The 23,616-nt window shown below is 53.9% G+C and carries 22 protein-coding genes and 1 pseudogene; 13 read left to right on the forward strand and 10 right to left on the reverse strand.

The features are described 5' to 3' along the window. Nucleotides 1-330 precede the first annotated feature (330 nt). The 11 genes from MX571_RS20630 (at nt 331) to MX571_RS20675 (ending at nt 12,664) form a co-directional block, all read left to right on the forward strand. Complete coding sequence (locus MX571_RS20630) at nt 331-1,458, forward strand: amidohydrolase family protein (RefSeq protein WP_247421027.1); 1,128 nt, start codon at nt 331-333, stop codon at nt 1,456-1,458. After that, the gene (locus tag MX571_RS22845) at nt 1,451-1,807 is read left to right on the forward strand and encodes a Rieske (2Fe-2S) protein (protein ID WP_368409087.1); all 357 of its coding nucleotides are present in this window, start codon (nt 1,451-1,453) and stop codon (nt 1,805-1,807) included. Before MX571_RS20630 ends, MX571_RS22845 begins: the two co-directional genes overlap by 8 nt. Before the next feature lie 301 nt (nt 1,808-2,108). Next, nucleotides 2,109-2,984 carry an enoyl-CoA hydratase-related protein gene (locus MX571_RS20635; protein WP_247421031.1) on the forward strand — a complete coding sequence of 292 codons (876 nt, stop codon included), beginning with the start codon at nt 2,109-2,111 and terminating at the stop codon, nt 2,982-2,984. An 87-nt stretch (nt 2,985-3,071) separates the two neighbouring features. Further along, a complete protein-coding gene (locus MX571_RS20640; RefSeq protein WP_247421034.1) occupies nt 3,072-3,953 on the forward strand; it encodes a 3-hydroxyacyl-CoA dehydrogenase family protein in 882 nt (293 codons plus the stop codon). 339 nt (nt 3,954-4,292) lie between these two features. Further along, nucleotides 4,293-4,994: an enoyl-CoA hydratase/isomerase family protein gene (locus MX571_RS20645; RefSeq protein WP_247421037.1), complete on the forward strand. Its 702-nt coding sequence runs from the start codon at nt 4,293-4,295 to the stop codon at nt 4,992-4,994. A 47-nt stretch (nt 4,995-5,041) separates the two neighbouring features. Beyond that, on the forward strand, nt 5,042-6,724 hold the full coding sequence (locus MX571_RS20650) for an AMP-binding protein (RefSeq protein ID WP_247421040.1): 1,683 nt from the start codon (nt 5,042-5,044) through the stop codon (nt 6,722-6,724). A 292-nt stretch (nt 6,725-7,016) separates the two neighbouring features. Beyond that, a complete protein-coding gene (locus MX571_RS20655) occupies nt 7,017-7,769 on the forward strand; it encodes an SDR family NAD(P)-dependent oxidoreductase (RefSeq protein WP_247421042.1) in 753 nt (250 codons plus the stop codon). Between the two features lie 133 nt (nt 7,770-7,902). After that, nucleotides 7,903-9,612, forward strand: a complete 1,710-nt coding sequence (locus MX571_RS20660) for an AMP-binding protein (RefSeq protein ID WP_247421045.1) — start codon at nt 7,903-7,905, stop codon at nt 9,610-9,612. 225 nt (nt 9,613-9,837) lie between these two features. Further along, a complete protein-coding gene (locus MX571_RS20665; protein WP_247421048.1) occupies nt 9,838-10,776 on the forward strand; it encodes an NAD-dependent epimerase/dehydratase family protein in 939 nt (312 codons plus the stop codon). Nucleotides 10,777-11,040: 264 nt separating this feature from the next. Next, nucleotides 11,041-11,835, forward strand: coding sequence for an enoyl-CoA hydratase/isomerase family protein (locus tag MX571_RS20670; protein WP_247421051.1), 795 nt, complete (start codon nt 11,041-11,043; stop codon nt 11,833-11,835). Nucleotides 11,836-11,983: 148 nt separating this feature from the next. Then, nucleotides 11,984-12,664 carry an enoyl-CoA hydratase/isomerase family protein gene (locus MX571_RS20675; RefSeq protein WP_247421054.1) on the forward strand — a complete coding sequence of 227 codons (681 nt, stop codon included), beginning with the start codon at nt 11,984-11,986 and terminating at the stop codon, nt 12,662-12,664. 216 nt (nt 12,665-12,880) lie between these two features. On the opposite strand, the gene MX571_RS20680 is transcribed toward MX571_RS20675, so the two are convergent. Then, nucleotides 12,881-14,521 carry an acetate--CoA ligase gene (locus MX571_RS20680; protein ID WP_247421057.1) on the reverse strand — a complete coding sequence of 547 codons (1,641 nt, stop codon included), beginning with the start codon at nt 14,519-14,521 and terminating at the stop codon, nt 12,881-12,883. Between the two features lie 264 nt (nt 14,522-14,785). Here MX571_RS20680 and MX571_RS20685 point away from each other — a divergent pair, with 264 nt between their 5' ends. Beyond that, nucleotides 14,786-15,469 carry a MarR family transcriptional regulator gene (locus MX571_RS20685; RefSeq protein ID WP_247421063.1) on the forward strand — a complete coding sequence of 228 codons (684 nt, stop codon included), beginning with the start codon at nt 14,786-14,788 and terminating at the stop codon, nt 15,467-15,469. A gap of 244 nt (nt 15,470-15,713) precedes the next feature. Here the strand turns inward: MX571_RS20685 and MX571_RS20690 are convergent, their stop codons facing one another. Next, entirely contained in the window at nt 15,714-16,502 is a 789-nt protein-coding gene (locus MX571_RS20690; RefSeq protein ID WP_247421066.1) for an IclR family transcriptional regulator, read from the reverse strand. A 465-nt stretch (nt 16,503-16,967) separates the two neighbouring features. On the opposite strand from MX571_RS20690, the gene MX571_RS20695 reads away from it, so the two are divergent. Further along, nucleotides 16,968-18,188 carry a CaiB/BaiF CoA transferase family protein gene (locus MX571_RS20695; RefSeq protein ID WP_247421068.1) on the forward strand — a complete coding sequence of 407 codons (1,221 nt, stop codon included), beginning with the start codon at nt 16,968-16,970 and terminating at the stop codon, nt 18,186-18,188. A 554-nt stretch (nt 18,189-18,742) separates the two neighbouring features. Here the strand turns inward: MX571_RS20695 and MX571_RS22850 are convergent. The 8 genes and pseudogenes from MX571_RS22850 to MX571_RS20725 form a co-directional block, all read right to left on the reverse strand. Further along, complete coding sequence (locus tag MX571_RS22850; protein WP_368409088.1) at nt 18,743-19,162, reverse strand: helix-turn-helix domain-containing protein; 420 nt, start codon at nt 19,160-19,162, stop codon at nt 18,743-18,745. A gap of 187 nt (nt 19,163-19,349) precedes the next feature. Next, complete coding sequence (locus MX571_RS20700) at nt 19,350-20,312, reverse strand: MBL fold metallo-hydrolase (protein ID WP_247421071.1); 963 nt, start codon at nt 20,310-20,312, stop codon at nt 19,350-19,352. Nucleotides 20,313-20,570: 258 nt separating this feature from the next. Beyond that, a complete protein-coding gene (locus MX571_RS20705; RefSeq protein WP_247421074.1) occupies nt 20,571-20,951 on the reverse strand; it encodes a hypothetical protein in 381 nt (126 codons plus the stop codon). Beyond that, on the reverse strand, nt 20,948-21,130 hold the full coding sequence (locus tag MX571_RS23000) for a DUF8118 domain-containing protein (protein ID WP_465261053.1): 183 nt from the start codon (nt 21,128-21,130) through the stop codon (nt 20,948-20,950). The genes MX571_RS20705 and MX571_RS23000 overlap by 4 nt, the downstream gene beginning before the upstream one ends. A 77-nt stretch (nt 21,131-21,207) precedes the next feature. Beyond that, a pseudogene (locus tag MX571_RS20710) lies at nt 21,208-21,447 on the reverse strand (DUF7389 domain-containing protein). A gap of 97 nt (nt 21,448-21,544) precedes the next feature. Further along, nucleotides 21,545-22,039 (reverse strand): DUF7995 family protein, encoded by a 495-nt coding sequence (locus MX571_RS20715; protein ID WP_247421077.1) that lies wholly within the window; start codon nt 22,037-22,039, stop codon nt 21,545-21,547. Nucleotides 22,040-22,267: 228 nt separating this feature from the next. Beyond that, nucleotides 22,268-22,492, reverse strand: a complete 225-nt coding sequence (locus MX571_RS20720) for a hypothetical protein (protein WP_247421080.1) — start codon at nt 22,490-22,492, stop codon at nt 22,268-22,270. A 94-nt stretch (nt 22,493-22,586) separates the two neighbouring features. Then, a complete protein-coding gene (locus MX571_RS20725) occupies nt 22,587-23,528 on the reverse strand; it encodes a transcription initiation factor IIB (RefSeq protein WP_247421084.1) in 942 nt (313 codons plus the stop codon). Nucleotides 23,529-23,616: the final 88 nt, after the last annotated feature.

Below are 23,616 nucleotides of genomic sequence, written 5' to 3' on the forward strand. Positions count from 1 at the left end.
GCAGTATGGGAGCATCTCGCAGTACAATCAAGCGCTGTCAATTAACGATACCCAGCCATGAGACCTCGAGCCCCGTACGTTCTGAATAGCTAGAGGGCTCATCGACCAGATGGTCAATGCGCTCCGGAGGAGAGGGCATTCAACGTCATTGACCGTCCTTCCAACACTCTATCGATACTTTCAGCCGAACTGATCAGACAAGGCTGGTCATCCTCGTGGAGCCCCAGGCCGACAATACGTGAAGGAGCAGCGCCAGTAGTATCTGGATGCTCATAGGACCATTACGCCATCAGCCGAACAATTATTAGAAGGCACGTTAGACTTTGTCACATGTCTGGCAGAACGACTGGTCAGCATGTAGAAGAGGGTTTCAACACTGAGACAGTAATTGATACGGACTTTCACCTCGAAATCCACTCACCTGAGCCGCTCTTACCCTACATCGAAAACAAAGCAGTCGCTGAGAAGATGGAGTGGGGGATGCCGAAAGCCGATCTCGGGGGTTGGGTATCGAACTACTCTCATGAGACCGAGAGTTCGACCATTACTCACGGTCAACCGATGAATACAGAAGAGATGGTAACGGTCATGGAGAGGATGGGCCTCGATTCGATAGTCGTCATCCCGGGGCTAGTCAATCTTGCTACGGGTCGTTATCCGGAAGTGAAAACCGAGCTTGCACGTGCTTACAACGACTATCTCCTAGACAAGGTTATCGACGTTTCAGAGGGTATCCACGGAGCAATTATTGCCCCACAGTGGGATACGAACGCCGCTGTCGAAGAACTCGATCGCGTTGGCACAGAACGGGGAGTCGTCGCCGCACAAGCCTGGTATGGCCCAAATAAACTCATCGGTGGGACAGAGTTTGATCCCGTCGTTGAGCAGCTCTGCTCGCTCGACCTCCCCTGGCTGATTCACGGTGCAGGGTTCGATAAGCAATTCGACGTCCACGGCGCCTCGAAGCACTCATACGTCGAGGCGTTTGCCCTCGATTGGTCGCATAGTGCGATGTTGAATCAAGGGAACATTATCTTCTCTGGGATGCTCGATAAGTACCCTGACCTCCAAGTTGTCATTCAGGAAGCCGGAATCAGCTGGATACCATTCATGGCATTGCGATGTGACGAGATGTACCAGAACTATCCCGGCGATCTGCAGCTGACACCACGCCTTATGGAGATGGACCAAGAGTATCTGGACCGGATGCCAAGTGAATACGTCTTTGACAATTTCTACTACAATACCCAACCTATTGCACTTCCCGGCGGACCGAAGCATGCAAAGGCGTTTCTAGAGATGTGCCATGCCGAAGACACCATCTTGTTCGCCACAGACTTCCCGCACCACACGCTTGATACGGTGGATTGGGTCCGTGACAATCCGGCTATTGATCAGAAACTGCAGCGGCAGCTGCTGAGTGAGACGGCCAGCGAACTCTTTGGTATTGATGTCTAAATACCATGTCGGGTACGTCGACGATTTCCCCGAAGGGGAAGGAGTTGCGGTTGATGCAGGAGGGGTTGACGTCGCCGTATTCAACGTTGGCGGTGAGTTGTTCGCTATTCACAATAACTGTCCACACAAGAATCTCCCACTCGCCGAAGCTGGACAACCCAGATTCATCGAGGGACCGGATCCAGCGACAGATACGCGGGGAGCGATAAACGCTGACAGCTGTACAATCAATTGCCCGTGGCATCGATTGGAATTTTCACTGACAGACGGCCACAGTCCGCTACTGGACTACAACATCCCTACATACGAGGTAGTTACTGAAGGTGAGAAGGTCATCATTCGACGATAACTGATAGCCAAGCCAGCGAGCGCATTCTTCCCCCGTCTTTGTTCTATCAACGTCGACCATCTGTTGGGACCCCCCAACTGCCCCGCTTCACCAGGTCAAATCGGTTGATCAGCTGTAACTTCGACCATTTGGACACCCCATCTGTAGATGAGGCCCCCCACCGCTATCTCAACACGGGAGGATTGGAATAAGGGTAAAAGCCATGAGAGTGCTAAAATTGGCCATTTCACGTACGGCGCTATCGGAGTTCTGTTTCGGCTGATGCAAACGCTTAACAATCCCACCAAACAGGGTAGACAGTATGACGTGGCAGACGTTAGAACGAACCAATCACGAAGAGGGCATCGTTCGAATAACACTCGACCGACCGGATACGCACAACGCAATATCGCCACAGCTTATCGATGAACTTGACGAAGCGCTAAAAGAAGCCGAGGATGAAGAAGAAACCCGAGTCATCATTATCGACGGAAACGGACCGTCATTCTCCTCGGGTCACGATCTCGGTGGGGGCGAGGACGGTTTCCAAGATAGTCGACGAGGCTGGTCTGCCGAGAAGCGGCTCAGTTATGAACAGGAGTATTATTGGGAACGCAGCATGGACATTCGAGATCTTCGTGTCCCCACAATCACACAAATTCACGGATATTGTGGCGCAGCAGGACTGATGCTGATGTCTGTGTGTGATCTTGCAGTCGCCTCAGCTGATGCTACGTTCCAACAGCCCGTCAATCGGATGGCCTCCGCAGCGACCGAACTCCTGCTTGAGCCGTGGGAGATGGGCTTTCGGAAGGCCAAGGAGTTCATCTGGACTGGAGACCCGATTTCCGGGCCGGAAGCTGAACGACTTGGTCTTGTGAACAAGGCAGTACCTGAAGAGGACCTTGATGAAGAGACGATGGTGTTGGCGACAAAACTCGCCCGGCAGCCACCTTTCGCGCTCCAACTCAGCAAGAAGACCATTAATCACGCCGAAAACCAGGTCGGTCGGCGAGAGGCAATGTACTCTCATTTCCTAGCTCATCAGCTCACTCACCAGAGCGACGAGTGGACAGACTGGCATGACGAAGCGGGTGAGAAATGGGAAGAAGAAGGGCTTCGAGCATGGCTTAACCACCGAGACGATCGGTTCGACATCGAAACGATGGAAGACATCGAGGAAACGAGAGAGGACTAATTGGCGTCCGTCTGTGTCAGTGAACCTCTGATGAAACGAATGGACACTATTCCTCGTATTTATCTGAGATGGTAGCCACGACTGTGCATGCAGATTGCAGTACTTGGAGCCGGGACAATGGGTCATGGTATCGCACAGGTGTTCGCGATGAGCGGTCACTCAGTCAGATTATACGATATCGACGAGGATATTGTAGCAGCAGGCCGCGACCGTATCGAGACAAACCTTGATCGCGGAATCGAGGTAGGAAAGGTTTCGAATGCGGCCAAAGCAGCGACCTTAGATAACCTCACGACGACAACTGATCTTACCGACGCAGTAGATGAGGCCTCATTCGTCATCGAAGCAGTTCCCGAAGAAGTCGAGCTCAAACGAGAGGTCCTCGCTCGTGCCGAACGTGATGCGCCTACCGATGCGATAATTGCCTCTAATACCTCGTCAATATCAATCACTCAACTCACCGAAGATCTGAAGCGACCTGACCAAGCGATTGGTCTTCACTTCTGGAACCCCGTACACCTGATTGACTTTCTCGAAATACCACTGGCGGCCCGTACTAGCGACAAAACGCTCGCGTTCGTCCGGCGTCTCGTAGAAGACGACCTTGAATTTGATTACGAAGTTGTGAATGACTACCCTGGATTTGCTTCATCCCGACTCGGCGTTGCTCTCGGCGTTGAGGCGATGCGAATGGTCGCACAGGGCGTCGCCTCGCCAGCAGCCATTGATAACGTCATGACGAAGGGATACAACTACTCAATTGGCCCACTCGAACAGAGCGATCTCGCCGGTCTTGATGTCAGATTGGATATTCTCGAATATCTCCGCGAGCAGCACGGAGAACGGTTCTGTCCGCCCCAAATCCTTCGTCGGAAGGTTCAATCAGGAAAGACTGGCCAGAAGTCAGGTGAAGGGTTCTATGTCTGGGATGGTGACACTCGACTCGAAGTCAGTGATGATCATCGGTAACAGGTGAATCACCCGCTAGTTCGAAGATATCGGCTAGAAGAAACAATAGAATACTGGTCCCCACGATTTCCGGCTGAGTCGGAATTTTTCACCTTCGGTCGGTTCGCTATACGATGCGGGCGAATTGTAGATACATGATCTGATGGCAAAAGCCTCCATTGGCGCAACTCCGTCTATCGGTACTACTCTCGGCCTCTGCTCGGTCGACCAAATGGAAGCCTCCTGTCCGCTGATTATTGGAGCGTGAAAACAGGATCTATTGCGACTCAAACGTCTATTTTCGAGTATCTGATTGGGTCGACCGGAACTACTATTTTCGTTGGCTAGTTCCCTCTGGCCGTGCCAGCCGTAGAGACCCCCCATTTGGAGGTAGACGTGGGAGATATTGTGACGGTGAGCCTCAATAGGCCGGAAGTGCTCAATGCAATTGACACCGAACTCGCAACTGCGTTGGAGTCATTGCTCAAGAGGTTGCACGAGCACCCCCCAAAACCCCTGTTACTCCGGGGCAATGGGGAGGCAACCTGTTCAGGCGTCGATACGGCAATCGTTTCAAATCCGGATTTCGAAGCCGAAAACGTCGAGTTTCGCCACACAATCCACGAGGTGTTTGACCTCCTCCGACTATACGGTGGACCAGTCGGGTTCGCTGGGAAAGGAGCTGTGGTTGGCGCAGGGATGGTGTTGGCAGCGAACTCGGATTTCGTCGTACTAGCTGACGATACGACGCTCATGTTCCCAGAAATCAAACTGGGACTTCTCTCTCGGCCCACTATGGTGATTTTGGCAGACACAGTTGGTGACCGACTAGCCAAAGAGATAGTGCTGACGGGAGAGCCGATTACGCCGGAGCGGGCGCGAGAAATCGGACTCGTAAACTGCGTTGTACGCGCTGCCGATGTCGTTGAAACAACGCGACGCTATCTCGATCAGACGCGAGAATATGACGCTGAGCTCGTAGCATCAGCTAAGCATACCATCAACCGGCGGGACGCCAAGACGTTCTGGAACCGGAACGAAGCAGATCTCCGAGGCGAGTAATACCCCTCGAAGTAGAGCACGAACCTCCAATCACCGACTAAACCACCATGACACAGATACGTTCGTTTGACGGGTTGCCTCAAGAACAGGAGACGAAGGTTAGCGTCCTCGAGACACAAGCCGACCAATACGGTGAGGAGACATTCCTTATCTACGGTCCAGAGGATCGGAAGGTCTCGTTCGCAGAACTCAACGAAATCGCCAACCGAATCGCGAATTCGCTCCGTAATCTCGGCCTCAGAAAAGGCGAGCGAGTATCCCTCCTCTTCCGTGATCCACTACGGACGCTGTTTGCCATGTTCGGCATCAAGAAAGCCGGTGGCATCTACGCGCCGATAAACTTCGAGTATAAGGGCAAGACGTTGACATACCAGCTCAATGATCTGGACTCGGAGATTTTGTTGCTCGAGGATCAGTACACCGATCGACTGAACGCGATAACGGAGGATCTCAAGACGTATCCAAAGGTCGTCCTCTTACAGACAGATGCAGAAAGTGAACCGCTCGATGCAGCCTTCACTCAGTCCACATTCGCTCAGCTCAGGGAGGGAAGCCCAGAACGGCCCTCAGTCGATGTTAGCTGGATGGATCCAGCAAGCATTATCTACACTTCGGGGACGACGGGCAAGCCGAAGGGGTGTTTGCTGTCCCATCGCTGGCCAATCTACTACACGAAAGCAAGACGGGCGGTTATGAACGAGGAGGATACGATTCATTCGGTCGTACCAATGTATCACGTCGTCGGGCCGTACTGGGACACAACGACGGCGTTGATGACGGGTGCCCGAATATCGCTGTGGGATAGGTTCAGTACCTCGAGCTTCTGGGACCGTGTTGAGCAGTACCAGGCAACGAATACAACGCTTATCTCGGTGATGCAGTCGTGGCTGATGAATCAGCCCGCACAACCGGATGATCATCGCAACCCACTCAATAAAGTACAGATGTCACCACTGCCGGAGAACCATGTTGAGATCGCGGAACGTTTCGGGTTCGAGTTCATTACCTGCGGTTTCGGTCAGACAGAAAGTGGTCGCCCATTAGGCGGGCTTATCCATGCTGCACGAGGGAACAACGCTACGCCAGATGGTTTACGTCATGGCCAAGACCCGGAAGAGATCATCCGCAACTCGGAGAAATTGGGCGTCGCCGTAGTCGAGGAAGTGCCAGAAGATCGGTTCATGGGCAATCCGATGCCATGGGCGGAGGTCGCGATTCTTGACGACGACGACGAACGGCTCCCCCCCGGCGAGGTAGGCCAACTCGCAATCAGACCCCAGCAGTCCGAAATCATTCTCAAGGAGTACTTCGGGGCGCCGGAGAAGACAGTCGAGGCGTGGAGCAACCTCTGGTGGCACACCGGTGATGCAGCCTATCAGGACGAATCTGGGCACTTCTACTTTGTAGACCGGATTGGAGATGTTATCCGACGCCGGGGCGAGAACATTTCATCGATGCAAATCCAGAATACCGTCACCAGCCATGACGGTGTCGCGGAAGCAGCTGTATTTCCCATTCCAGCATCTGAGGGGGGTGAAGATGAAGTCGCGACAATCGTTCAGCCGAAGACAGAGCAGTCACTGTCAGAAGCCGACGTTCGCTCGTATCTTGAGGACCTACTACCGAAGTTCATGCGACCACAGCATATTCGAATCGAAGAGAAGCTTCCAACGACCGAGACGAATAAACTCGAGAAGTACAAACTGCGTGAGCGATACTTCGAAGACTGATCGAGACACATCGCACGGGACAAATCAAGGCCGCAGGATGGAGCGCAAACCGATGTGCGTCCAACCTATTCCGTGGTTCGATCAAAGAAAACTACAGCAGTGACCCGTTCAAGCGGTGGTTGCTGAATGAACCAAATGGAAGCCGATTAGTGAGACCTCCGGTTCGGGCAGGTGAGTACGACGTAATGCATGAAAAGACCGTACAACACCTCTACAGACGTTCGGTATTCCTCAAGTATAGTAGGGTCAGCGGCAGCTATTTGTGGACCGAACGGGCATACCTGTTTCGTACATGATGGGCCGACTAGCCGGGAAAACTGCGATAATCACTGGTGCTTGTAGTGGAATTGGATTCGGTATCGCTGAGGCGTATGTCGACGAGGGCGCGCGCGTAGCAATTTTCGACGTCGAAACGGACGACTTCGAGTCGGTAAATGCGCAACTCGATGGCGAGACACTCACTGTGGAATGTGACGTGATGGATTCCAACGACGTGCAAAGCGCCGTTGATCGTGTCCTTGATGAATGGGGTCAAATCGACATTGTTGTGAACAACGCGGGGATTGTCGTCCGGAACAATATCGAGAATACAACTGATGAGGAGATGGAGCTAGTATTGGACGTGGACCTCAAAGGGGTAATGCGAGTTACACGGGCAGCGATGCCAGCACTCCGTGAGTCCGGAGGATCGATAATCAACATCTCGTCGGCTGCAGCGGAAGGAGGGGTAGCTAATCTCAGTGCGTACTCGGCGGCCAAAGGGGGCGTCTCGAGCCTGACCCGGCAGCTAGCAGCGGATTATGGAGAAGATGGGGTGAATGTCAACGCCATTGCTCCCGGCACTGCGAAGACCCCAATCAACGAAGCAGTCCGTGAGAAGGACCCCGAGTGGGAAGCCGAGATTGCCTCGAAGATTCCACTCGGGCGACTCGCGACACCCCAAGACATGCAAGGGCCTGCCGTCTTCTTAGCGTCCGAGGAAGGCGCGTATGTGTCTGGTCAAATCCTGCTCGTCGACGGTGGACGGACCGCCCAGTCGCGATAGATCGCCGCGACGCTACGATCAATTGATCTTCGACGTACGTACCAGCCAACCCCATCGAGAGGCCGCGATGGGTCGCTTCCAGGGTAGTACTCCCCGGAACACTTAACAGACCAACGGGTGACTCTTTCTGTTCATGGGCCTCCCTTCAGAGGTACAACCAGCGTTTGATGATCGACCAATTGAGAACCATACGTTCAAGAGCGCGCTCGAACACAGAGCGGACGTATTCGGCGATGACCCCTATCTTATCTACGGGCATGACGACCGGCAGGTGTCCTATGCTGAACTCGACGCAGTATCGAATGCAATCGGCAACACCCTCGCTCAGATTGGAGTCGAGAAAGGTGACAATGTTTCTGTCATGTTTCGCAACCCGCTACAGACGGCGTTTGCCATCTACGGTATCAACAAAATCGGAGCCGTCTACAGCCCTATCAACTTCGACTACAAGGGAGATATCCTCACCTACCAAATCAACGACTCAGCGCCGAGCGTACTGTTAGTCGAAGACCAGTACATCGAGCGAATCAACATGGTCGCCGACGAATTGAACACGGTTGACCATCTTGTCGTCTATAAGACCGATGACGGTGGGGTCCCGGTCGATGACCATTTCGAATGCTCGACGTTCTCCGCTGCAAAAGACGGTAATACGGGTGAAACGGAGGTCACGATCGATTGGAGTGACCCTGCGAGTATCATGTACACCTCCGGGACAACCGGTCAACCGAAGGGTTGTGTCCTCCCATATCGGTGGATCTTCGGTAACTACTCATTGTTCCGCTCAGCGACCATCGATCGAGGCGATACAATTCATTACTCGCTGCCGTTGTACCACGTCTCAGCAACGTACAATGGTCTTGCACCTGCACTCATCGCCGGAACCTCAGTTGTTCTGTGGGACCAGTTCAGTACCTCAGAGTTCTGGGAGCGAATCGAACGGTACGAAGCGACGACGACAACACTCATCTCAGTGATGCAATCGTGGCTGATGAGTCAGCCCGAGGAACCAGATGACCATCGAAATTCTCTCAACAAGGTACAGATGGCGCCACTGCCGGAGAACCACGTTGAGATGTGTGAGCGATTTGGATTCGACCTACTCACCGGGCAGTACGGACAGACCGAGTGCGGAAATCCAGTGACGGGGGTCATCAGTCCGGACAACGCGGACCGTCAAACACCAGACGAAGTTCGAAGAGGGATGAATCCAGACGAGGCTGTTAGGGTAGCCAAGGCACTCGATGTGCCTGTTTACGAAGAAGCACCTGGAGAGCGATTCATAGGTACATCGATGCCCCTCATCAAGGCGACAGTACTCGATGAGAACGACGAGGAGTTGCCTCCCGGTGAGGTAGGAGAGTTCGCTGTCCGGCCACAGCGTCCAGGAGTCATCATGTCGGAGTACTATCGAGCACCCGATAAGACGGTCAAGGCGTGGAGTAATCTCTGGTGGCACACTGGAGATGCGGTGTTTAGAGACGAGGACCACAACTTCTACTTCGTTGATCGGATTGGTGATGTAATTCGGCGTCGAGGAGAGAATGTTTCCTCGATGCAAATTCAGAACTCGATTAACGACCATCCAGCCGTCACCGAAACAGCCGTGTTCCCTGTCCCGGCGGATGAAGGTGGAGAGGACGACATCGCCGCAATCGTTCAGCACGTCGATGGCGCTGCGGTGACAGACGCTGACCTCTATGAGCATATCGAACCCAAGCTTCCGGAATTCATGCACCCCCAGTACATCGAAGTCGTCGCTGATCTTCCAACGACCGAGACGAACAAGGTTGAAAAGTACAAACTACGTCAGCAATTCATTGATGGCGAGCTGAACAGTTGAAGCAGAGCCTTGTTACCCCACAGACTGTCACTCAATCTAATTAGGTGAGATTCTGTTGAGACGTATTTCGCGATGGCCTTCCTAGAGTGTTATTGCGGCATCATGATGGCATAAAAATTGAATAGAAAACGGCTACCCTTCACCAATTGGTTAATCGATTGCACCCGAACTAACCGCTTTGAGGTTCGACCGAGGGTTTTTCTGTAGAGCAACGATGGTAGTTTCATGGCATATCTTATTACAGGAGGGACCGGGTTCCTCGGAGCGAGAGTCGCTCACCGACTCGTCTCACGAGGGGAAGACGTCGTTCTGTTCGATTATGCTCCAGTACGTGACAGAATCACAGGAATCGAAGACGACGTTACTCTTGTCCGGGGAGATATTCGGCAGGTTGAGCAGTTAGCGAGAGTGTTCGTCGAACACGACGTGACGTCAATCGCCCATCTTGCGTCAGCACTCACCGGTACGTGTAGCGACCAACCACCCCTTGCGATGTCTATCAACGCCGTCGGTTCAGCAAACGTACTCGAACTCGCTAGCATTCACGACGTTAATCGGGTAGTGTTCGCAAGTTCACTTGCGGCGTATGGATACGTCGAATACGATGAGGAGAGAGAGGTCGACGAGAAATCCCCTCGATGGCCGAACAACCTCTATGGATCGACGAAAGTGCTGAAAGAGGATATGGGACGACACTACGCAGCAGAAAACGACATGAACGTGTTCGGACTACGTTTCGGTGCGATTGTCGGACCGGGCCGTGCTGGTGGAACTCCAGTCGTCCATCTACAGGACCTCTTTGAGAACCCCGCAACAGGGAAACCGGTCACAGTGACTGGAGCTGAGTTGAAAATGAACTGGCTCTACGTCAAAGATGCCGCAGCGAGTATCATTCAGGCGTTAGACGTTAGCCAGCAAGGGTTTGATATGTTCAACGTTCGTGACCGCTTTATGTCGGTTCGAGCGGTTGCCGGACTGGTGGCTGAGAACGTACCTGATGCGGATATTACCGTCGTGTCTGAGCCAGACGAAGATCACTACCCGTATGGGACCCACCCGAAACTCGACGACACAAAAATGCGGGAGGTTCTCGGCTTCACACCCGAAGTTGGACTCGAAAGCGGTATCCAGGAATACGTGCGACTCACAGCAGAGCAGTCCTGACCGAACCTCGTCAGCGCATGTAGCACCAACCACAGAGAATGTATCTGATTGATAATTATTCAATCATAGTAACTATACAAGGATCGGTGATAGAGTCACTATCTATTGCTTTGCCGCTTGGTCGCACCCATCGTCTTTGACCGGTCATATTCTCCGTTACCTAACCCAACAATGGACCGGACGGTCGAGTTCAAGATATTAAACAAATGGACTACTATTTCACCGGTGCGTGGTTATTAATGGTACCGCTGTCAGACACCGCATATGGAGTCGACAGAGTATGATAATCTGGTGGTTCGTCGCGACGGGAGTGTTGTTCACGTTACGATGGAGAGCCAGAGTCAATTCAACGCATTGAACACGGAAATGGCGAGCGAATTGGCCGACGTCGCAACGATGCTCGCTGAAGACGACGAAACACGCTGTCTCACACTCACTGGCTCGGACGAGGTATACTGCCCGGGAGCGGATCTATCGCAGTTCACAGGCGACGAAAGCGACGCTGCGGCACTGCGTGCCGAAGCGTCCGAACTCCATCGGGCCTTAATCCACTTACATCAAGCCGAGCTGCCAATCGTCGGTGCTATCAACGGAACTGCTGCGGGGGCCGGTTTCAGTCTCGCTCTCTTCCCGGACATCGTTGTGATGAGTGAGGACGCTCGGCTGGAGTTCGCTTACCCTCGAATCGGGCTAACTGGCGACGGGGGGTCGACGTTCATGCTTCCTCGTATTGTCGGACTACGTCAGGCAATGGAGATTATATTGATGGACGAGCCGATTTACCCCGAGCGTGCCGTTGAGCTTGGCCTCGCCACTGAAGTCGTCGAAAGTGAGGACCTCAATCAGCGAACAGAGGAAATTGCGGCGAAACTTGCAGAAGGACCGACACATGCGATTGGGAAGACGAAGCGCCTCGTGCACGAGAGCTTCGATCGAGCGTTCGCTGACCAACTCGCAGCGGAGACCGAGGCGATTTCATCCGCGACGCGGACAACTGACTACGAAAGAGGGTTTGCAGCGTTCGGAACGGACGAGGAGCCGGAGTTCACGGGTCGGTAAGGTAAAGCACACATCTACCAAGGTCGGCCAGTTCGCTGAGGTAGAAAACTCTCCGGTTCAGCCAGTGAGCACGGCAACGCAGTGCTTTATCTACGAACAGGGCACTTGGACGAACACTTATGACGATTTGACCGGAACTCTTTCAGAGATGGTTTCCAATAGCTATCCCTCGCTGGAAATCGACGAGACAGACGCTACCATTGTCGCCTCACTGGACCGACCCAAGAAACTCAACGCACTCGATACGGAGCTTGCGAGCAGCTTGCACGAACTGTTGGGTGATCTCAATAGTGCTCCCGAGAAGGGACTACTACTCAGAGGAAACGGAGCGACGACGTGTGCAGGAGCGGATACGAGTATTGTCGCAAACGACGATGTCGATTCATCGGCACACTCGCAGATGATTCACGAGATTTACCAACGACTCCATCGATATCCACGACCGACTGTGATGGCCTGCAAAGGGGCTATTGTTGGTGCCGCGTTCCAATTTGCTCTCGCATCCGATATCGCGGTCGTCGGTGAGGAAACGACGATTTCGAAAGCCGAGATTGAGCACGGCATATACTCCGAGTTCGCAGTAGAGATGACTGCTCATGAAATCGGGAGGCGAGCAACCAGAGAGCTCTACCTATCGGGCGATCCCCTGGCACCAGAACGAGCGCTCGCAATGGGGTTTGCCTCTGCGGTTGTCCCAGAGGATACAGTCGATTCTGTCGCCCGATCCAAGCTTCACGAACTCGTCGAGAAGGACACCGTCGCCTACGAGAAGATCAAGCGCAAGCTAATGTTCTACGAGGACCTCGATACGTTCGAACTGTATTCATAGTTCTACTATCTCTTCGATTGTCGGCGCAAGCATCTGCATGTCCGAAAACGGGTCGATACCCATGGACAGATGGACCGACCGAATCTGTTCGCTGTGACTCTGGTATACTACTCTACCGCGCTTGTTGAAAATAGACGAGATAAACCCTCAAGCAGATGGGGATGAAGACCTCCATCAAGTCGCAAGCAACCAGCCATCAAACAAGTGGCTCTCAGTTCACGACCACTGTCTGAGGGTCTGATAATCGACTTTATCGGTTTCAGTAATTGGAATTTCGCCGACAAACACGATTTCATGTGGGTACTCGTACCTGGCTAGCGAGTTCTTGACGAACTTTCTGATATTCTGTTTGGTCGCTTCAGTCGCATTAGCGTCCGGTGCCAGCTGGACAAACGCCTGAATGACTTCGTTCCGAGTCTCATCGGGTTTGCCAACAACACCGACTACCTCAACTGCCTCATGGGCTCCGACAGCCGCTTCGACCTCCGCGGCAGCCACCCTATAGCCACTCGTGATAATGACATCATCGTCACGGGACTCAAACCAGATATATCCCTCTTCGTCTCGAGTCGCTAAATCACCTGAAAGCAACCAGTCACCGAGATACATCTCTTCGGTTTTCGTCGGGTCGTCGATATACCCCTTGAAAATCCCCGGTTCACCGTTATCCCTTACCGCGATCATTCCTTCATCTCCTCGTGGCATTTGCTCGCCTGTCTCCGGATCGATAATGCGCACGTCGTATCCGGGTACTGGTTTCCCAATTGTCCCCGGTTTAGGCTCGAACCAGTCAGGACAGTTCGCGACGATTGGCTGCGCTTCGGTTAGCCCGTAGCCTTGTGTGAGGTCGACGTCATCGAACGTTTGGTCGACCCACTCATACAGTTCGACGGGCACAGGCTCACCACCTGAGTGGATTACGTCCAGCGCGAGATCGTACCGCTCTGTTGGATTGTTGACCGTTCGCATCTTCTGAATCGCCGTCGCTGTAAGCAGCGTGTCTGTGACTCCGAACTCTTCGATAATCTCGTAGGCATACTCAGGGTCGAACTTCTTCTTTGGATAGCCCACAATAGGGCGACCATAGTGGAACGCTGGGACGATGGCGTTCGCGAAGCCAGCAATCCATACCCAGTCCGCAGGTGACCAGAACACCGATTTCCCAATGATATCACGGTTGTGTTCCATGTACGCCGCAGGACAGGCGTTCACACCCTTACCATGGGAGTGTAAGACTCCTTTTGGCTTGCTTGTCGTCCCACTAGTAAAGATGATCATCGCAGGCGTGTCGGGGTCCGTATCCTTGATTTCATAGCAAGCAGATTGTCCATCAAGCAGCGACGAGAACTGCCGATCGTCGCCTTGGACCTCGCCGTCGATCTGAATTACTTGCTCCAACGAAAGGGAGCTCTCTCGAATCGAATTGACCGTATCAATTGCTTCTTGACTTACGACGGCTGTTTTGACAGTGGCTTTCTCAAGCCGATATTGAAGGCCGTCTTCGCCGGTGAGAATTGAACAGGGGACCGTCACTGCGCCGAGTTTCCAACAGGCGTAGGCCGTCATCATGAACTCTGGTCGCTGCGAGCAAACGATAGCGACCCGATCACCAAATCCAACTCCTAATTCCTCTAGTGCATGAGCGACCTTGTTGGAAGCCCGATCAAGGTCGTGGAATGTGTAGGTTTCACGACGCCCATCATGATACGCTTGGAAAAGAGCGACACGACCCCGTGGGTCGTTGTGCTTGCGAAGGTGGTCCCGGGCGATATTGTAATTCTCTGGGAGTATATCCCAGGAGAATTCCTCGACTGCCTGGTCGTAGGTCTCTTGCTCCAGAGTGACATACCATGTCATTGCATACCGTAACGGACGATTCACCAATAAGTGTGGGTCATCGGAAGCAAGACTCCAACCTAGAGGGGTTCTGCAGGAGAATCGGTTGCCGTAATTGACCGTATATTTCATAGCTTTCCGATAGCCCATAGTGGCCTCGAGAAACACACAGTTCGTAAGCACCTGTCCGAAAATAACAGAAAGGCATAAGCATTCTAGTCTATATCGTTTACCGTAACGGGGCGTCGAGCTAATCCGTTGGCAGGGATAGCCCCTGCAGCCACCATGAGTGGAACAGAGAACCAACAGCCCATTCCGCGGGCAATGATACACAAACGGATCCTAGATGTGGCTGAGTCTCATCCACAGATAGCTATCAGTACTATCGCGTCCCGAGTCAGCGGTGCAGACTCAGAACTAGTCGAGCGAGTACTCGATGAATATGGGGATCCAAATCAAGAACAGACACCGGCAAACAAAGCCGACCCCTCCGCGACCATGAGCCAAAGCCAAACACCGCCAGGAGCCGACAAGACTGAACTGCATACAGAGACCGATGTCGCTACCAAATTCGGTGATGACGTTGGACCGAAACAACTCATGACGCTTGAGGCGATTTATGAACATCCCGATGCGTCACAGCGTCAGCTAGCTGACCTGCTCGACGTCAGCCACTCAACAATCTCTCACCGACTGAGTGAAATCGAGGGATTCGACTGGGAGAACCGATGGAGCATTGTCAAAGACTTCTTTGAGGATGCGGATACTGACGGAAAAATCTCAAGTCAGGAGATGGGCGATCGACTTGATCAACTCGAACAACAGATCGAATCGCTCGACCGGTCTCCAGAATCCCCCTTCAAGGATGTTGAGCTGGCACATAAGGTCATACACGCGTGTATTGAATCGGAAAATATCTCAGTTGAAGAGGAACTCCGGATACTCAAATCAGTAGCCGTTGACAACTGAGAAAGGAACCAGTACGAAGGAAGAATCAAGAAGAACCCGGAGGACAGTTCTTTACAACATAGAGTTCAGTCACCTACGCGAGCCAATGGGACCCCCACCCCTCCACCCTCATGTGAGCTAGCGGCACAGAAGTGTTTGAGTGACTGGGAGGCCCCCCGTACATAGAGGTCTGTTCGAAAATTCGCGGAGCGTTTATCTGAAGGCGAAATAGTAGCGAGCGGCGGTCATAAGTCGGTCAATCGAATCAGCTCTCTCCTTGGTTGAACTTGGGATATCGTAGCCGGAGTTCGATTTCGTTGCTCGCCTCCATCACTCGTTCAGGAATCTCCTCTTGATACAGCGAGTCTCGGAGACGGTTGGCCGGACCGGCGACTCCAATCGACCCGTACACTCGTTCGCCGACGATAATCGGACTGAACACGCTTCGAACTCCTTCATATCGCTCTTCGTCACTAACCGCATAGCCGTTCTCTCGAATCTCTGCGAGCTCTGCGAGCAGCTTCTCGTGATCAGTAATCGTATGTTCCGTACTCTTCGGCAACCCCTTCTTTTCAATTATATCTAATATCTGGTCTTCAGGAAGGAACGCGAGGACTGACTTCCCGGCGCCACTGTTGTGAATGTCAGTATATGAACCAATCATCCCAACGGATTCGACACTACGGTCTACTGTCTTATTCATCACTGGAACGCTGGCTCCGTTCTCCTCGATAGTAAGCCAAGCTTCTTCTCCAGTATCCTCGGCAAGAGCGGTGAGTGTCGGTTCAGCTGTCGATACTACGTCAAGGTCGAATCTGATTTCACGACCGAGTTTGGTGAACTTCAGTCCAAGCTTGTACTTTCCATCCTGTCTTACTACATATTCTCGTTGGAGGAGCGTTGTTAGATGACCGTGGACGGTGCTGGGGGCCTTGCCGACGTTGTCAGCTAGTTCTGTCACCTGCATGGGGCCCTCAACTTGCAGTGTTTCGATGATATCAAACACGGTTTCAGCGGCCTTAATCGTCCGCCCTCCCCTGTGTTTGTTTACCATGGCATCACTCAGCACCCACAGTCACTTAACGATTTGTGCGTCCTATCACTGTTTGACCTCCAAATTGCCGAGATTCGATATCTTCGAATTTCGTATATTGATGTTAACATACTGCATTTCGCATACCGCACCAATATGGTTGCTAATCCACTATGAACCGCGAGCGGATCTTGAGATAAGTTCACATATCGTCCTTCGATCGTGAGTCGCCAATGTAGGTGATTCGATATCATCGAAAGCGCTGCTCAGGAGCCTACTGCTCCTGAGTATCAGTGAACAATTGTGCGCGGGCCGATATCATGTGGATTCGTTACTATCCGTTACCGATGAGTCAGTAATTGAACCACGGTCGGAAGGGAGGAAATAGTTCATTCAATCAACAAAAGAAGTGAACAGGGGACCTAGTGCTCGCTCACCAGGGGACCAGGGAAAACATTCATCACACCTTAGAGAGAGAACAGGTGCATGGTGTTGTCCGACCTTCGGGTCATAGACTGTGGACAAGCAATCGCTGGACCACTCTGTGCGACGTACTTAGGCGATTTGGGGGCAGACGTCATCAAAATTGAACGGCCAAGCGGTGATATCTATCGCACTGATCGACGCCAGAAAGATGGAAAGTCGTTCAATCCGGCGTTTGAGCAGTTCAACCGAAACAAGCGCTCGCTATGTGCCGACATTAAATCCCCGGAAGGTCTCGCAACGCTGTACGATCTGGTCGAGGTTTCCGACGTCTTCGTTCAGAATTGGCCACCAGGGGTAGCAGAGAGTCTAGAAGTAGACTATGAAACGCTCCGAGAACTCAATGAAGACCTCATCTACGTTCATGTAACGGGGTACGGAGAGACAGGCCCCATGGCCACGAACCCCGCAATGGACACCATTGTACAACACGTTTCGGGTCTTTCGAGTCTCATGGGGTATGACGACGAGAAGCCCCCGATCCGTTGCCAGTCGTCTGTCGCGGACTACTATGCTGGCTGCCACGCGACGATTAGTGCACTTGCAGCGATTCGACATCGCGACGTTACCGAAGAGGGGGGACAGCTCGTCGATGTCTCGCTCCTCGAATCACTTATGCACAACATGGACGGAGCATTTGAGTACTACAATAACCTCGGAGAGGTACCCAGCCACGGTGGTCGTAATGCGTTTTTCGATTCTGATATGCTCTATGGCGCTACCGAAGCCGCCGATGGGTGGATCTGTGTGGCTCTACTGCTCTACTCCGAAAGAATATGGGAATCTTGTTGTGAGCTAATTGGCCAGAAAGACCTCCTCGAGGACGAGCGGTACCAAACGGCTGCAGGAAGGATGGCAGACGCTGAGGAACTCACAGCATTGTTCGAGGGGTGGGTTCAGGAAGTCCCTGCAGAGCAGGCAGTGCAACAACTCAATGCAGTCGGTATCCCTGCAGCACACCATCGAACAGTTGCAGAGGCTGCCGAACTGGACCACGTAAAAGAACGAGAGGTGTTCAAGGAAGTATCGCACAGCCGGCTTGGGTCACTTGAGCTGACCGATACACCACTTTCGCTTTCAAAGACACCCCCAGAATCACCCTGTCAGGCGCCAGCTCTCGGTGAACATAACCGCCAGATACTTCGAGAACTCGGGTATGATGAAGAGCTAATCGATGATTACGCGGCTCAACGCATCATTACAGGGCCTGAGCTAGAACACTAATCCCCGTCTAGCGACATAACGTCCGCTCCTCAACACTAATCAGCCATCACCTTCGTTCGAGAGAAATTTTCACATCTCCAGACCATATCCTGATTCGCTATTATCGAATCCGGTGAATTCAGTATGTAGTGGCTCATTCGGGTTATATTCGGCCTCATGCGTGAGAGTCAGCACCAAAGCGATCCCCTATGATGGTAGTTAGAGAACGTTGTCACCGGAATCTGAATGACTCGATGAGCTTGATGCTACTCGTCACAAAGCCAGACAACGCCACCGAGTCAGTGAGCCCTCCCTCTTGCGGATTTGCCGAGGAACACATCTTATAACAAGTATATGCTTGTTATCTTTATGGCTCACAGAGAGCCCGGTAGCTTCGCAGCGATAACTGTTCGTACCAACTAGGTTCGTACCGTGTGATGAGAATTAGTAAGGTAGTTGATAGACTAAGTGCGACTAGCAGCCACCAATTTGGAACAGAAGTGATTGTAAACACTCCATTCTAATTTAGCAGTAGACGGCCAGATCGTAGTTACTTTTATTCGGCGGCAATGACGTTATTCAGCTTCGTTTCGCAGTATACGCTTACAATGGCCAACAGAATACTCTACCTGAAACTCAAGTCGGATCATTTTGCAGAGTGCGTCTGGTGTCCAAGAGGTATCCTCTAACCCATACTGAGTCGGAGGATTTGAGATCCACTTTGAAACACGATTTCGTTGCTCTTCGGTAAGCTTCGATGGCCTTCCGGGCCGGGAAGCGTCGGTCAATGCCTGCTCAATTGTTCCCTGCTTAAATCGGTTGACCCAATAATATATTGTCGATGGTGGAATCCCATATCGGGTCGAAAGACGAGTTACAGAGACATCGTCTTTGATGGCTAAGGCTATCATGAGGCGCTTCACGGCTTTCGCGTCGTTCGTATTGGACAGTGCAGTCCGTAACTCTTCCATAGAGTGATTTCCCAATTCCACCATATAGGTAAGTGGAGCTAGTTACAATTATTTCTGTTGGTACAACCGCTAATCGTCGAACCAGCTGAATCAGCGTGAGTGAATACGACACTATCGAATTTTGGAGACTCGACATGCTACGGCAATCTAACATCGATTGCCGGAGGGGAGGTACTGAGTGCAAGCGACCCCGTCCGTAGAATCGATTCGTTTAGATCATACTGTACTGCCGGACTTGGTCCTCTTTTTCGATGTGAACCCGATTTTCGTCTTCGAGTAGGTCGAGGTGGCCAATGACTTCAGACATCCCAGCGAACACCTCGGTTGCCGGCAATTCCGGGAACATCTCTTGCATAACATCGTAAGCAGACATCGGCCCAATCTTGTTGATCAAACCCGCAATGAGCTCTTTTCGGTCATTATGATGTTCAAGCGTCTCTTGAATACGAGCATCGATATCCGTGATATCATCGCCGTGGCCGGCTCGTCCAACTGTCGCATCTACACGGCGTAATCTGTTGAGCGACTCCAAATAGGTCGGGAGGCTCCTCGTTCGTTCGTCTCCGGCGCCCGGTGTGATAGTCAGGAGAGGGTTCGGGGTAACGTCTTGGAGAACGTGATCCCCAGTAAAGACGACATCGTCAGTTCGGCTGACGAAGCACACCGAACCAGGCGCGTGTCCGGGGGTGTGAATCGCCGTCAGTCCACCGCCGACATCGATGGTATCGCCGTCGGCTAGTTTGCGATCTACGGCAAATGGCTTCCGGTACTCCGTATACGCTTCCGGGAGCATTAGCGCAGACGCAATGATATCCTCCGGAACACCCATCGAGAGTAAGAACGGCCTGAAGAACGCCCGTTCGCGTTCGAAGTGTCTATCTGGGCCATTGAGGGCCACGACAGCGTCGCGGTGAGCGACGGTCTTGGCACCGGACTCTTCAACGATTCGGTTGGCCATCCCGAAGTGGTCCATATGGGGATGAGTGAAAAGCACATGGTCCACATCGCTAACTGAGAAACCCTGCTCGTTCAGACCAGCGGAGAGTGCTTCGTACGCTGCTTCTGTATTAGGTCCAGGGTCAAGTAAGGTCGCTTCCGCTCCAGTGAAGAGGTAACAATTGACTCTACCCACCTCGAACGGAGTTGGAATCTCGATCTGCTGCACAGCGTCCATGTACCGCAATCGAAACCCCTCCCTAAAAACCGAAGCCCAAAAGAGCCAATCTCGAATTATTCCCTGAGCAGTTACCCTCGGAGCAGAGAGGGACGGTTAACGTAGGAACGGTCCTCAAGTCCCAGCCGACTGAGCCGTTGTAGCAGCCAGACCCCTTAGAGAACCACAATTATTGGGATTTCACTGATGCTCAGGTCGGGCGTTGGTGGATCGACCCGCTGTTGTGGGGTCAGTTCGCTTGATTCGCCCTCAGACGGCTCAGTCATCGGCAGTCGCCTCACCGTTGCCGAAGTGCTGAAAGCTACTGCCGTGTCCACTGTTCGTTCTTACACAGACGAGCCCGAGATGCTCAATGAGCAGCGGGTCGAACGCCTCCAGGTTCACCCACCCGGGAATCTGTTCGTCACTGCGCCACAGCGCCATGCGGCGCGCATGCTTACAGCCACCCTCGGGGTTGTTGTACTGCGCATCCGGGCACGTACAGGCCCTCGTTTCGGCATCCACGGTGTACTCTCGTCCTTCCTCGCTGTACACCCAGTATAGCTCTGGCGCGAACTCATACACTGCCAGCAACTCACTCAGCGCCCGGACGTCTCGTGGGGCGGTCATCGCCAGCGACTCCCCACTGTCGACGCTCATCGCCGCTCACCGCACCGGCAGTGCGTCTGAACGTCCACCCGGCGGAGTGCCTCGACCCCACACCCCGAACACCGGTAGTAGCACACCCCAGTCGACCGCCCGTAGCAGTCGTACTCCGGATGCGGACCGGTGATACTCATCTCGTGATTCGACTCTTCGTAGCTTTCTACGTCGTTCATGACACGCGAGGGTACTCACGAGCACCCCCGCGCCCCTCAGGGGGGTGATATACGCTACCGGAGTCGCGAGGGCTGATTTACTCCTCGACGGGTTGGATGGCCCGCACCTCGTCGGCGAGTGCACGGACGTACGCTCGCAGCTCGTCCATGTCCTCCTAGGCTTCCTCGAGCGTGGTCGCCTTCACCTTCGCGGTGATAGTGTCCTGGTCACGTGTCGCGGTTCCCCGCTTCAACTTCACTGTGAGCGAGACGCCCACGTCGGTACGTTCGATGCAGTCGGTCAACTGTGCGTCCGTCTGCGATGGTTCGTCAGTCATGATTCGAGGATGCGTATCAGCACCCTCACCGCTCGTGGGTACGATAAACACCACCGAGCAGTCACACCCGGTTCGCAACCACCTGCTCACCACCTGCTCAGAAGTGGACGTCGGCGGGAACGATCCACAACGAATGCTCGTCATCCGCGTCGAGAACTCGGTCGAGCGCCTCACGATGGCGAATCCCCTGGCCATGCTCGTCGTACAGGTACACTGACGGCCCGCGATACGCGCCGAGCGTGCGGCAGGCGTGGCGGGCCATCTCGTTGCCCATCAATTCCTCATCAGAGTACTCTGTGAGTGCCTCGCGAACACGCCCGAGTGTCCGGTGGAACTCCTGTTCGGTCGCCTCCCACCCGCTGTCGAGCAGTTGTTGCCCAGCAGGAGAGTCGACCCGAGCGACCGTCGGCCGGTCGCCCCATCGTGCTGGCCCAGCCACTCTCGACGACGACTCGTCGAACGTCACGTAGTAGTCGAAAACAGGAACCTGCGACAGGTCACCGCCGGTCAATCCATCGAAGACCGTCTTCGCTGTACTCAACGCGTAATCTGTAGTCGGTGCGCTCACGAGCGCGTAGATGAGTTGGTGCATTCCAGAACTCCTCTGGCTCCGATTGAGTCGAAGCCAGCACCCCTGCTGGCGACGACAGACACCACGCGGCTCGGTTACCCCACGCTCGAACTCGTGTCGAACTGTGGGGCAACTAATCCACGAATGTGGCGGACGGACAAGGCAGCTGGCCAATCATCTACAGACGAAAAACGGACGAACAGTATCGTGTATCAGATACCCCGATGGGCACGCGCTTCTCGCCCTGGCTCAGGTTGGCGTCACGTACAGGCAGTCGTCGACGGCGTATAGATAGCCCTTCGAGAGGAGTTCGTCGAGGAAGACGTCAGCGTCGCCAGAATCGATCCCGACGTCGGTGAGCACCGTCGTTGCCTCTTCACGAGTCAGTCCCTCGGCTCGATTGATCGGTTCGTCCAGAGTCTCGAGGGCATCGGTTGCAGCGGGACTCAACCGTGTGCGGTCGTTTCGGGGCATACGCCGGATAGCGTATGATTGCGTCTCAGTGGGTATCAACCTATGGCAGCCATTCGACAGACGACCGAGGAAAGAGGAGACGGCGAGGCCGCGCTCAGACGATATCGACCTCGATATGCTCGCGCAGTTCGGTCCAGCGCGCTCTGAGCGTGACTGTCGACACGTCGGCCGCCTTTGCGAGTTCCCCCTGCGTCACCTCTTCGACGCGCGCCTCGGCAACCAGATACAGCGCAGCGGCAGCCACCCCGGCGGGATGCTTCCCGTTGGTCAATCCACGCTCCTGGGCCTGCTCGGTGACGTGCGCCGCCTGTCGGCGCGTCCCATCTGAGAGCCCGACCGTCGAGGCGAGTCCGGGCACGTACGCCCCCGGCGGGACGGGCACCGAGGGCAAGGAGAGTTCGCGATTCAGCACCGAATAGGCGTTCTCGACTCTGTTCTGCGACACGCGAGCGGGTGCGGCGACGTCACCACAGGTCCGCGGCAACCCGTTCGTCCGACAGATCGCGTACACCGCTCCGGCGGCCATCGCTTCGACCGACCGTCCCGGAAGCAGGTCCTCGCGCTGGGCCCGGCGGAACAGGGCACACGCCTGCTCGACGATGCCGTCTGTGAGACCCATCGCGCCCGCGATTCGTCGCACTTCGCCCAGGCCGTGCGCGAGATTTCGGTCAGCCGTCGACTGCCATTTCGCGCGGGAGTGCTCCCGGCGGAGTCGCGAGAGCTGCCGCCGTTTCCGCCCTGGAAGAGTCTTTCCACGCCCATCGCGCTTTCGACCAATCTCAGTCGACAGCCCCCAGTCGTGCCGTCGCTCGGTAAGCGGTGCGCCGGTTCGTTCACGCTCCTCTGTTTCGAACGGACGCCACTCCGGCCCACGGTCGACGCGCTGGCCGTCGAGGATGAGACCACAGTCCTCGCAGACAGTCTCTTGCGTAGTCGTCCGCACCACCCCATCGCACTCCGGACAACGTTGCGTGTACTGGGTGGTCGCTTCTCGATGCTCGTCGAAGCCCGTCTGGTAGATATCTCGAATCGACATTGCTGATGTCGCGAGGCACTGTTTAGAACGCCCCACACCCCTCAGGGGGCGATAAACACCACCGCTGGCGTGGTGAGCGACGTAGATC

The organism is Halomarina salina (assembly GCF_023074835.1).
Lineage (GTDB): Archaea > Halobacteriota > Halobacteria > Halobacteriales > Haloarculaceae > Halomarina > Halomarina salina.